This is a genomic window from Marinifilum sp., assembly GCF_965230805.1.
Classification (GTDB): domain Bacteria; phylum Bacteroidota; class Bacteroidia; order Bacteroidales; family Marinifilaceae; genus Marinifilum.
Window position 1 is genome coordinate 781,374 of record NZ_OZ246019.1, and the last position, 11,928, is coordinate 793,301.

General features: G+C 35.8%; 10 protein-coding genes. 4 read left to right on the plus strand and 6 right to left on the minus strand.

Translation table 11 applies throughout. The annotated features are described in order from the left end of the window. Positions 1–183 precede the first annotated feature (183 nt). Complete coding sequence (locus ACO05S_RS02945; RefSeq protein ID WP_421920060.1) at positions 184–1,797, minus strand: S41 family peptidase; 1,614 nt, start codon at positions 1,795–1,797, stop codon at positions 184–186. Positions 1,798–1,902: 105 nt separating this feature from the next. On the opposite strand from ACO05S_RS02945, the gene ACO05S_RS02950 reads away from it, so the two are divergent. Further along, complete coding sequence (locus ACO05S_RS02950) at positions 1,903–2,652, plus strand: Hpt domain-containing protein (protein WP_421920061.1); 750 nt, start codon at positions 1,903–1,905, stop codon at positions 2,650–2,652. 46 nt (positions 2,653–2,698) lie between these two features. Here the strand turns inward: ACO05S_RS02950 and guaA are convergent, their stop codons facing one another. From guaA to rpsA, 5 genes are all read right to left on the minus strand, one after another. Next, positions 2,699–4,231, minus strand: coding sequence for a glutamine-hydrolyzing GMP synthase (gene guaA, locus ACO05S_RS02955; protein ID WP_421920062.1), 1,533 nt, complete (start codon positions 4,229–4,231; stop codon positions 2,699–2,701). Positions 4,232–4,388: 157 nt separating this feature from the next. Further along, entirely contained in the window at positions 4,389–5,636 is a 1,248-nt protein-coding gene (locus tag ACO05S_RS02960; RefSeq protein WP_421920063.1) for a C1 family peptidase, read from the minus strand. Positions 5,637–5,736: 100 nt separating this feature from the next. Continuing rightward, a complete protein-coding gene (locus ACO05S_RS02965) occupies positions 5,737–6,663 on the minus strand; it encodes a ribonuclease Z (RefSeq protein WP_421920064.1) in 927 nt (308 codons plus the stop codon). Positions 6,664–6,666: 3 nt separating this feature from the next. Continuing rightward, positions 6,667–7,026: an STAS domain-containing protein gene (locus ACO05S_RS02970; RefSeq protein ID WP_120240377.1), complete on the minus strand. Its 360-nt coding sequence runs from the start codon at positions 7,024–7,026 to the stop codon at positions 6,667–6,669. Positions 7,027–7,045: 19 nt separating this feature from the next. Continuing rightward, positions 7,046–8,848: a 30S ribosomal protein S1 gene (rpsA, locus tag ACO05S_RS02975; RefSeq protein WP_421920065.1), complete on the minus strand. Its 1,803-nt coding sequence runs from the start codon at positions 8,846–8,848 to the stop codon at positions 7,046–7,048. Positions 8,849–9,109: 261 nt separating this feature from the next. On the opposite strand from rpsA, the gene ACO05S_RS02980 reads away from it, so the two are divergent. The 3 genes from ACO05S_RS02980 (at position 9,110) to ACO05S_RS02990 (ending at position 11,309) form a co-directional block, all read left to right on the plus strand. Next, on the plus strand, positions 9,110–9,682 hold the full coding sequence (locus tag ACO05S_RS02980) for a PhnA domain-containing protein (RefSeq protein ID WP_421920066.1): 573 nt from the start codon (positions 9,110–9,112) through the stop codon (positions 9,680–9,682). A gap of 175 nt (positions 9,683–9,857) precedes the next feature. Beyond that, a complete protein-coding gene (locus tag ACO05S_RS02985) occupies positions 9,858–10,148 on the plus strand; it encodes a hypothetical protein (RefSeq protein ID WP_421920067.1) in 291 nt (96 codons plus the stop codon). A 750-nt stretch (positions 10,149–10,898) separates the two neighbouring features. After that, a complete protein-coding gene (locus tag ACO05S_RS02990) occupies positions 10,899–11,309 on the plus strand; it encodes a hypothetical protein (protein ID WP_421920068.1) in 411 nt (136 codons plus the stop codon). Positions 11,310–11,928 lie beyond the last annotated feature (619 nt).

An 11,928-nucleotide genomic window follows, 5' to 3' on the forward strand; every position in this document is an offset into this window, starting at 1 on the left:
TCTTCGTCTGAACTATTTCAATAATCGAATCAACGAAATCGTCATTTCTGAACCTGTTTGAAGCATATTGCTTTGATTCGATTTTCGGCTACAAAATTAATCTTTACCACCTAAAAACATAGGGTTTTAATAAGATATTCCAAAAAAAAGCCGAAAGGGATACTTTCGGCTCATTATCATCAATTATTCCTTGATTAATTGACGATCATAAAGTTTGGGATTCTTAAGAACCTCAATTGCTTTCAGAACAAACTCATTCTCACTGTTTACAATCTTATAATACTCTGCACTTTCCCACAAGTCTCTAGCCAACAAAGCCTTTATATACAGCTTTATATCATCTACAACCGCATTGTAATCTTCTTCAGTTTTTTCAATACCTTCCTTTTCTCCAATAGCCACTATTTGTTTCATCATCTCGTCGCTTACCTCAAAGTTCTTCTGAAAGTTTTCAAACTTAGGATATTTCTTTTTCAATGTTTCCAGGTTCTGATCCATGTAATTCACCACAAATGGATAAATGACATTTTTACGGTTCATTAGGTTGAAGTATTTGTAATTTGCAGTTGTATCTAACGGAACGAATATATCTGGCATAATTCCGCCCCCACCATAAACCGTTCTATTTTTTACCAGCGTACTATATTTAAGCGAATCAGGAAAATGAATACTATCTGCACTAATCATCTCCCCCGAATTGTAACGCTTAATGATATCCAAATGATAATCTTCCAAGCCATTTTCGTATGGCTTTTGGATACATCTTCCAGTTGGGGTATAATAATGTGCTGTTGTTAATCTGATCATCGATCCATCAGAAAGCGGAAATTGTCGTTGTACTAATCCTTTTCCAAAAGTTCTGCGACCCAAAATCACACCTCTATCCCAATCCTGTACAGCACCCGAAACAATTTCTGATGCTGATGCCGAACCTTCATCCAGTAAAATAACAATTCTTCCATCTTTAAAAATCCCTTTATCAGTAGAGATATTCTCTCTTCTTGGTGTTGTAAGACCTTTTGTATAAACAATTAGCTTTTCTGCATCCAAAAACTGGTCAACTATCTCAATGGCGGCTGTCATAAATCCACCCCCGTTTCCTCGCAGGTCTAGAATCAGATCCTGCATCTTATGATCTTTTAAGCCAGTTAAAGCCTTTAAAAACTCATCGGCAGTTGTAAGCGCAAAACGATTGAGTTTGATATATCCAATCTGCTTATTAATCATATAAGCTGCATCCAAACTGTGAATTGGAATCTTGTCGCGAGTAATCACAAACTCCAGTAATTCTTTCTCTTTCTTGCGCTTCACTTTTAAGTTTACAATCGTACCTTTCTCTCCTCTTAAACGTTTGTGAACATCGGAATTTTTCATTCCAATAGCCGCAACACTTTCATTATCTATTTCCAGAATTCTATCGCCAGCGCGAAGTCCTACCTTTTCAGAGGGGCCTCCTGGAATAGTTGCTACAACCATTAATGTATCGCGTAGCAAATTAAATTGAATACCAATACCACTAAAACTTCCTTGTAAAGGTTCATTCATTTCTTTAATCTCGTCCTTGCTAATATAAATCGAGTGAGGATCAAGCTCTGCCAACACTTTTATAATTGCATCTTCGGTTAATTTTTCCACATTAACTGTATCAACATAAAATGCTTCAACCAAAGCCAATAAATTCTGGTATTTAATTGCTTGATGTTTTACCGATTGAGCTTTAAGTGTTCCACAAATTGCAAAAACACCCAAAAATAAAAGCGTAAAACCATTCCTCAATTTTTTTTTCAAACTACTCATATAAATTATGCTTTTTAATAAATTTTGCCCAAATTGATTCTACTTTGCTGAACCAGACGAAAGATACAATCTTTTTAAGAATTACAGGCATCGAATTCAACAAACATGAAACATAAAGCCAATATTTTATTACTTGGATTTAACCAAGCTTTAAGCATAGAATCATTACCTGAAATTTTCTTCTCAAGATGCAACTCTATTGAGGATTTAATGGAATTGGTTATCTCCAATGATTACAATCTTGTAATAAGCAAATTTAATGTTGCCGATAAAGATGCCTTAAAGATTCATGAGTGTTTGGAATCGATAAAAAACTACTATGCTGATTCAACACCCAAAAACTTTAAACTGCTTATTTTAACTTCAGACGAGAAAGAAGATGCTTTTTGCAAAGCAAACAAACTGTTGTACTTCCCTGAGGTGATGAACTTAAAGTCCTTAATCCTTAAGCTGATCGAGTTGCCCCGTGAGCCCAAACGAATTAACAAAGACCTTACCATTATTGATTTTAAAGAGCTTTTTATTCGGGTTGACAACAACAGGGCTTTTATAAAAGAGGTGATTGAAAAATTCTTTAGTATCAAAGAATCCCGTATTGCAGAAATTCAAATCCCACTAGAAAATGGAGACTACAAAAAAGCGAAAGATTCTGCCCATAAGCTGAAAGGTGTTTTGGCTAACTTTTCGATGTTGGAAGCCAAATCTACTATCATCGAATTGGAGCAAATTATTTTATCCAAGAACATAAACCTTTCAATCAGCAAACTAAACGAATTGGTGCAGAAGATTGATCAGGCAAAGGAATATTACTTGTCCAATCAAGATCAATTTAAAATTTCGCAAAAAAAACGGTAGCGCCTAATACTCTACCGTTATGTCCTAAGCACATAAATGATTTGATTTATTCCCACTCAATTGTTGCAGGCGGCTTGGAGCTTACATCATAAACTACCCTGTTCACCCCTTTAACATTATTAATGATCTTATTCGAAGTTTTTGCAAGAAATTCATATGGCAAATGAGACCAATCAGCTGTCATACCATCAGTGGAGCCAACTGCTCGTAAAGCAACAACACTCTCGTAAGTGCGTTCATCACCCATTACTCCAACTGATTGAACTGGCAATAACATTGCACCTGCTTGCCAAACTTCATTGTACAATCCATCTTCTTTCAACCCTGAAACGAAAATATCATCAACCTCCTGAAGAATTCTAACTTTTTCAGCAGTAATATCGCCAAGAATACGAATTCCCAGACCTGGTCCCGGGAAAGGATGACGATTGATGAATTTATCTTCTAGTCCCATGCTTCTACCGACTCTTCTCACCTCATCTTTAAACAATAGCTTTAAAGGTTCTACCACTTTTAGCTTCATATAGTCTGGTAAACCACCTACATTATGGTGTGATTTAATAGTTTGCGAAGGTCCCCCTGTAACTGAAACAGATTCGATAACATCAGGATAAATTGTTCCTTGTCCCAACCATTTGGCATTTTCTACTTTGTGAGATTCTTTGTCAAACACCTCAACAAAAGCATTCCCAATAATTTTACGCTTAGCTTCAGGTTCAGTAACACCTTTTAGAGCATCAATAAATTTATCACCTGCATCCACTCCTGTTACATTTAAACCAAGAGATTCATATTTCTTTAAAACGTTAGGGAACTCATTCTTACGTAATAGACCATTATCAACAAAAATACAGTATAGATTTTTGCCAATTGCCTTGTGCAATAGCATAGCTGCAACTGTTGAGTCAACACCTCCTGATAATCCAAGTATTACGCGATCCTCACCCAATTGCTCTTTCAACTCAGTAACAGTTGTTTCAACAAATGCATCCGGAGTCCAATCTTGTGAACATCCGCAAATATTAACAATAAAGTTGGCTAACAAAACAACTCCTTCTGTACTGTGATAAACCTCAGGGTGAAACTGAATACCATAAGTTGTTTCCCCTTCAATTGCAAAAGCAGCATTTTCTACATCAGAAGTACTTGCTGTTACTTTATAGTTCGCAGGCATTCTTTCGATGGTATCTCCATGCGACATCCAAACCTGGGAATTTATGCTAATCCCTTTTAATAAATCACAAGAGTTGTCAACCAAAGTTAAATTCGCACGACCATATTCTCTTTTGTTTGATGCCATTACTTCACCACCAAAATAGTGAGCTAAATGCTGCGCACCATAACAAACCCCAAGCAAAGGGAGTTTGCCTTTTATTTCCGACAAATTCGGAATTGGAGCTTTTTCGTCTCTAACAGAGAATGGACTTCCCGAAAGAATCACACCTTTAATTGATTGATCGATTACCGGCGGATTGTTGTAGGGGTGAATTTCACAGTAAACATTTAATTCACGAACACGTCTGGCAATTAACTGTGTATATTGTGAGCCAAAATCTAAAATTAGAATTTTTTCCTGCATAAATCTATAAATTGGGGTTGTTCAGATATCTTATTTGGCGTACAAAGATACACAAATTTGCGACTTTAAAATGCCTTTAACAGGAATTCAAAAAACTAACCTGAAATACTGTTATAATACTAAATAACCCCTGAGGAAATCCTCAAGGGTTGTCATTTTATTTAAACTTTTTTAGTAAATCCTTTACCGCATCCTTGTGAACGGTATAGCCCATCATTTTAAGCTTTACGTAGTCTTCATGGAAGAAATAGTAACCAAACTCAGCAGAGTTTTCATCGATATTGCGAGATCCTGAACTTGAATCCTTAATCAGGTACCAATCTTTTCCATTTTTATTTACATAATATCCCACCAAATGCATTCCATGATCATCGGTAGTTGATCCATTTGAGAAACGGAACTGACGTGCATCTTCATTGATGTATTCCGAAGGGATATCGAAACTTGGCACCATAGCACAATTTGTTGTTCTAAGGAAACCTGCTTCCGAAACATCACCGCCAATACTCATGGTGTAACCATTTCGAATGGCTTTTTTGATTGATTTCATGTAATCATCCAGAGGTACATTATAATACTCTTCGGAATGCCACCAGTTATCCGGCACTTTATACTCTACCTGCTGCCAGTATGGCTCTTGCTTGTATGATAGAATTTCAACGTAATCATCAGGATTTAACTTCAAATAATCCTTTAAGTATGTTTTAGAAGTATACTCTTTTCCATCGATGGTAAATGTAGTTGGAGGAGTTCCCATATAGTGATTCATGATTGCTTTGATAGTAGAAATTGCTTCTTCCTGGTTCCAGGCATTGCTTTTTTTCAATCCTTTTAGGTAAGCTTTCATTTCATGGTACATCTTTTCGTGAGTATGAAATTTACGACCATTCAACAATCCCGAATATTCACTTTGAGGTAGTGCTCCGTAAATCTTCCACATTCTTGATACCGAATTTCCTTCCGAACCCTGCGAAAACATGGAGTTTCCTCTCTCTTGAACAAAACGGCGAGCCTTTTCAATGTACTCGCAATACACTGTATACAGCTCAGAAATATCTACCTTTTTTTTATACAACCGATATACTTCTGACTCGTAAAAAGAGGTAGTTGAAAAACACCAGCAAGTACCAGTATTCCCTTGTGAAATTGTAGGGTTTGCCCATTCAGTATTGTCCTTATACAATTCTATTTTATTTGGCAGATCATAGGAGCTTTGATCCATAAAGAATCTCTTATCCACTTCTTTCCTTTCCAATTTAGTATCAACCATGCGGATATCTTTCAAAATTGAATTCTGATAATAGCCAGCTTCATACTCTTTAAATTGTGATTTGTCTTGTTTTTTTTGAGCAATAAGCGATGAACTTATAGCAACTGCCATAAGAACGATTAATATTTTTTTCATGTTTAACAGTTTTAGTATCAAATACAATAGTCTGATTTGATGATTTCAGTTAGCAATATTATCAAAATGCTAAATTATAAAAAATTTGAATGCTTTTTCTTTAGCGATCAAGTTCTATAGTGAACTTCTTACCATCTTCAGCCAAGCTGGTATTTTCAAAAACAGTTTGCGCTTCTTTTAAATGTTCATCCAAAGTTTTAAAGCGAGTTGAAAAATGTCCGATGATCAACTTCTTCACCTCTGCTTCATTGGCTATTTCTGCCGCTTGTTCGGAGGTAGAATGATAGGTAGCCTTCGCAAGCTTTGCTTCTGTTTTTAAAAAAGTTGCTTCGTGGTACAGCAAATCCACATTTTTAATGATTGGAATAATCTTCTTATATGGAGCGGTATCCGTACAAAAAGCATACGAGCGTGTTGGTAAAGGATCTTTGGTTAGTTGCTTGTTGGGTATTACATCACCACTTTCAGTTACAAAATCCTTCCCCATTTTTAAAGACTGGCGACAACGAATGGGAATATTGTATTGATCTAACAAATCTGCAAGCAAGGTACGAGGTCTTTCTTTTTCTTTAACTAAAAAACCGGCACAAGGCATTGCTCCATGTTTTAATGGAAAAGATTGTACAAATACTTTATCATCCTCAAAAAGAGTTTGTGTCTCTTGACCAAAAATCGTGTGAAAATAAATATTGTATTGCTTTTTGGTTTCAAGAATTTCCAACTGAAAAGTAATTAACTTCTCCAGCTTGCGATGCCCATATATATGTAGGTCGGATTTTCGCCCTTGAAGAGCGTAGGTAGAAAGCAAGCCGATTAGTCCAAATATATGATCGCCATGTGTATGTGATATAAAGATATGATTGATGCGGCTCATGGGAACCTTGAACCGCTTCATTTGAATTTGTGTACCTTCGCCACAGTCAATTAAAAAGAACCGCTCAAGCACATTGAGCACTTGAGCGGTTGGATATCTTTTGGTTGTTGGTAAAGCAGAGTTACTGCCTAAGATTGTTACTTCAAATTTCACCAATTACTTGTTTAATTCAATTTGAGCTTTCATAGTAGAAACAGCCTCATCCATATTGTAAGCAATGTTAAGAACTGAATCCAACTGTGAAATGGAAACCAATCTTTCAACAGCGGGCTGCAAGCCATACAGAACAAATGTTCCGTTTGCATTTTTACACAACCTATTTGCTACAAGAATCGCACTAAGACCAGAAGAATCACAATAAGTACAAGGAGTTAAATCCAAAAGGATATTTTTTTCACCATTTCCAGAAATTAAAACCAATTCTGATTTTAAAGCAGGAGCAATATGAGTATCCAGTTTGTCTTTCAATACCTGCACTAAAGTATATCCATCTTTCTTGTCAATCTTGAAGTCCATAGTTACCTTATTTTTTTGATTATTCAGCGTCTTTACCACCTTCTAATTGCGATTTAAGAGCAGCTAATTCTGATATATCACCTAAGGTAGTCTTTTCTAGTGAATCTTTCACTTTTTTAACACCTTTTTTAGTTGATTTTGCAGCTTCTTTTTTCGCAGCAGTTTCTTCCGCTTTTTTCACATCTTCGAAAGTTCTTGAGTGTGAAAGTATAATTCTCTTGGCAGCTTTCGAGAACTCAATTACTTTAAATTGTAATTTCTCTTCCACTTTAGCTTGAGCACCATCCTCTTTCACCAAGTGACGTGGAGTAGCGAATCCTTCAACACCATAAGGAAGAGCAATAACAGCTCCTTTTTCGAATACCTCAACGATAGTACCTTCGTGAATAGAATCAGTTGTAAAGATGGTCTCGAATACATCCCATGGATTTTCTTCCAATTGCTTATGTCCTAAGCTTAATCTTCTGTTTTCTTTGTCAATTTCAAGAACCTTAACTTCGATTTCAGCTCCAACTTGAGTGAATTCAGCTGGGTGCTTCACTTTCTTAGTCCAAGAAAGATCAGAGATATGGATTAATCCGTCAACACCTTCTTCAATTTCAACAAATACACCAAAGTTGGTGAAGTTACGAACTTTAGCAGTGTGCTTAGAGTTAACAGCATATTTAGTGTCAATCTCAGCCCATGGATCAGCTTTTAATTGCTTGATACCAAGAGACATTTTTCTCTCTTCGCGATCCAAAGTTAAGATTTGAGCTTCTACTTCGTCTCCAACTTTCATGAAATCCTGAGCAGATCTTAGGTGCTGTGACCATGACATTTCAGAAACGTGAATTAAACCTTCAACACCTGTAGCGATTTCAACGAATGCACCGTAATCAGCCATTACAACTACTTTACCTTTTACAGTATCACCAACTTTCAACTCTGCATCAAGAGCATCCCATGGGTGTGGAGTAAGTTGCTTAAGACCTAGAGCAATACGTTTCTTATCATCATCAAAGTCAAGAATTACAACATTCAATTTCTGATCAAGCTCAACAATTTCGCTTGGGTGAGTTACTCTACCCCAAGAAAGATCTGTAATGTGAATCAAACCGTCAACTCCACCCAAGTCGATAAATACACCGTATGAAGTGATGTTTTTAACAGTTCCTTCCAATACCTGACCTTTTTCAAGCTTAGCAATAATTTCTTTCTTCTGTTGTTCCAGTTCAGCTTCGATAAGAGCCTTGTGCGATACAACAACATTTTTGAATTCGTGATTGATTTTAACCACTTTGAATTCCATTGTTTTACCAACATAAACATCGTAGTCGCGAATTGGCTTAACGTCGATTTGTGAACCTGGCAAGAAAGCCTCGATTCCGAATACATCAACGATCATACCCCCTTTTGTACGACACTTGATAAAACCTTTGATAATTTCGTCATTTTCAAGAGCTGAATTAACTCTATCCCATGAACGTAAAGCGCGAGCTTTTTTGTGTGAAAGAACCAACTGTCCTTTTTTGTCTTCTTGCGACTCAACGTAAACTTCAACAGAATCGCCAACCTTTAATTCCTGGTTGTAACGAAATTCGTTTAAGCTTATAATACCATCTGATTTGTAACCAATGTTGATTACAACTTCTCTTTTGTTTAAAGAAATAACTGTACCGTCAATTACTTCTTTTTCGGCAACTGTTGATAAAGTCTTATCATACATTGCTTCTAATTCGGTTCTCTTTTCACCTGCAAAACCTTCGTCGTTAGTGAAAGCATCCCAATCAAATTCTGCTTCTGATGCAGAATTGTCAACTTTTTTGTTTTCTTCAACCATGTGTTAAACTACTGATTTACTAATAAATTAGACATTATATATAAAATTCCGTGCAAAAGTATAAATTATTCCTTAAGAACGTACAAGTTACGACATTTTTTTGGCAAAATCCTGCGATAAAACATGTATCCAGATAGGTTCTAACCAATTTAGAATAAGATTTCCGACACTACATTCTAGCATTCAATTCAAACTTTAATTTTTAGATTACCTTTGCAAAAAATCCACAATAACAAGAATTAAATAAAGATTAATAACAATATGAATATCGAGAAGGAATTACTAACTCGTTCGGCGATTTGCGAACTGTGTGGATCGGAAGACAAGCTAAGTCCGTATGAAGTAGCACCATCAAATGGTTCTATTGATGAACATATTTTGGTTTGTGCTACTTGCAAAGAACAAGTGGAAGACAAAGATAAAATGGATGCCAATCACTGGCGTTGTTTGAATGATAGCATGTGGAGTACCATCCCTGCAGTACAGGTAATGGCATGGAGAATGTTAAACCGTCTAAAAACAGAAGGCTGGCCACAAGATTTATTAGACATGCTTTATTTGGACGAAGAAACCACGGCTTGGGCAAAAGCAACCGGCGAAGATGAAGATGAGGAAGACAAAGTAAAACACATTGACAGCAATGGCGTTGAGCTACAACCTGGCGATAGCGTGGTATTGATTAAAGACCTTAAAGTTTCGGGAGCCGGTTTTACTGCAAAACGCGGCGCAGCAGTACGAAGAATATCTTTGGTTGCCGATGATCCAACTCATATTGAAGGACGTGTAGAAGGACAGCAAATCTATATACTTACCAAGTATGTGAAGAAAATATAATAACCTGTGTTCGATTAAAAAGATCCGCCACAAAAAGTCAGCTTAAGTAAAAACAGGAACTTTGTATGAGTTTCTGTTTTTTTTAGTTTCTGTTTATAGTTTTTCCCATTTGCCAAATGGAAGCCGCAAGATCAAAATAATCATTAGCGTGTAGGTTTAATAATAATTTTGAATCATGCTCCTTTCATGCCATAAAAAATTTTACCACAAAGGAATCAGGAAGGAATTCAGCAAGAAACACAAAGGCTTTTTACTAATGCTGATAAATGCACGTAGGGATTTGAAACCACCAACAGACTTTCTGAGCGATGGAATACCCGTTCAGTGGTTCAAAAGCCTGAACCTGCTTCGTGATGATTTTGCAAATGCCTCAGGGAACAACAGAACTTTAAAGTTAACCTATATCTTTTGTTTTAGAGGGGTAGAAATTATTTTGGTGATGAATTGTAAAAACCAAGCCATTTAAAAATTTTATTATACTCCTTGTTCAAGTAGCAATGCCACTTGTAAATTTAAGATAGTATAAAACTCGATTGACAATGGCATATTAAAATTTTTAGGAGCGTTGATCGAAAGGAAAAAGGCCTTTTGAATTTAAAAACGCACTTTGATCGACTGACAATGCCAAAATCAAATTCAAAATGGCCATTGTTCAAGTGACAATGTCATTTTAAAATTCATACAGACATTGTTTAAGTGACAATCCGCTTTTTTTAAGTTCAAAAACCGCTTTTCTCAAAAGACAAAGCCCTAAAAATTTAAAAAGCCCTTTTTCCTTTCGAACAATGGCTCTAGGGAATTTCATAGGGCGTTGTCACTTGATCAATGGCCCTAGAGAATTTCATAGGGCATTGTCACTTGCACAACACCCCTAGAGAATTTCATAGGGCATTGTCTCTTGAACAATGTGCTTGGGAAATTTCTACAGTTATTTTCTCCGACAATGCTTTTTTGTTCTGTTTTCAATTGCCATACTTTTGTAAATCATCCAGACCTAAAGGCATGATATGCTTATTTTGAGGCATCTAAATTGAATTGATCTGCTTTTAACAAACCCAATGTGAGTTCTTACTTGTTAAATCGTGATAATATTGATTATAATTCTTAGATTTGGAATCGTGATCAAGCTGTAAAATCATAAGCCAGTGATGGATTCCTACTGCTAAACGATGTTGCCATTCATTTTGGAGTATACTCATGTTTTAAAAATGACTAAATGAATAAAAAAGAAAAACTACTTGCATTGATCCCTGCTTTATGGGTAAGTTTATTTGATACTATAATAACGATTTTAGGCCAATCGAATGAATATTGGAATGGAAATTTGAGTATGGCGAATGAAGGAAATCCCATTGGAAACTTTATGATGAAAAACCATGTTTCGGGAATATTTATAGTTTGTGGACTTTGGATGATCTTGATCGGAATTTTAGGCTACTATCTACCTAGAAAAGCATCTCGAATTTTCCTATTATTTGTTTTACTAGCGCATAGTTGGGGAGCTTCTAGTTGGATTTCAATGAAATTTGGATTTTGGCCTATAATGGTTTTTATTTTATTTAATGCGATTCTGTTTTATAAAATTGAAGATATTATTGGTAAAAAAAATGTAGCAATCAGAATTTGAACTGGAATCAGCTTGTTTTATAACAAATAGTTAAATTCACATCCCTATTGGAAAAAAGAATTTATACGAACAATGATAACTCTGATCAAACAACGAAATGACTATCGAGGAGATGGCCAGTGAGCTAAAAGCCTATTGGTGCACCTCTCCCACCACCTAAGTACGGGTCTGGCATACTAAGGTTCGTTAATCATCAATATTAAGCTCTTTTCACCTTAACAGCTATGCTCTGATTTATGAATAGGCTAGATTCCTAAGAAAGTTTCCCCATTTAATTTCGAACAAATTAACGCTCAGCCATTGTAACCATAAATGCAAGCGATTGGCAAACCAAACTCACTAAGGTGCTTAATGATTTTAAAAATTTCCACACCAGTAGAAAGGAAATACAAGCACAAAGAGAGCACACCAACAGCCTTTATACTATAAAAGCTCTAAAAAAATCAAGCTTTTGTTTAAATACATCGATAACATGGCAGATTTAAATGTTGATCAGTCATGAATTGACGCCTGTTCTGAAATAAACGAATTAATCGCCAGTTAAATCAAAAGGAGAAAAACCAGAAACAAAAAAAAAGGAAGAAGCTGAAAACACTTAGCAATAGCTGATAATAGTTAA